Annotated in this window: 1 pseudogene; it reads left to right on the top strand. The window is 35.6% G+C overall.

The features are described 5' to 3' along the window. Positions 1–262 precede the first annotated feature (262 nt). Positions 263–593: pseudogene (locus tag CBI42_RS11120) on the top strand (hypothetical protein); the annotation flags it as partial.

Here is a 593-nt window from a genome sequence, read left to right as displayed (position 1 = left end):
ATAATGAATGTAATTGTTGACAAATATGGACTAATTGCGTATAATGAAGATAATTAAATGATATAATTACTTGTGGGCTAGTGGATATGGTCTGCACCCGCCTGTGGGCTCCGCTCTCAGTTCAGACTGTTTGTTGAGAAAAAGAATAGCAGGACTGCCTACCCTTGAGGAATAGATAGGGCATATCTAGCGTGAGGTGAAACTCAATACGTGGGAGAGAAGGAAGCAGGAGCTTCCTTCTCTTTTTTAGGAGAAAATTCAAATGACTTATACTTTGGAATGGCTAAAGACTTTTGATGGAGAGATTGATATTCTCAATGTTAAGATGGATTGCTTGGCCAATACTATTGAGAAAAATGTTTCTCAGTACAAATATATTTATCAGACAAATATGGAGAACTGTCCTGAAATTATTCTATCAGTCCCAAACTCCTCCATTCCTCATCTATTAGGATTATCTAGAGAACATCATGTTAATTTACCAACTAATAATGCAGGGAGTATTTTTGAAGGATTAAAAGATGATTGGACATTGGAACGTCTTAATAAAGCTGATAATGGTTGGTTCAACGAAAATAAATTCAAAATAGTTG

Source organism: Streptococcus sp. KR (assembly GCF_002238115.1).
Classification (GTDB): domain Bacteria; phylum Bacillota; class Bacilli; order Lactobacillales; family Streptococcaceae; genus Streptococcus.
Note: the sequence above shows the minus strand (reverse complement) of the source record. Positions and strands in the feature narration are given on the sequence as shown.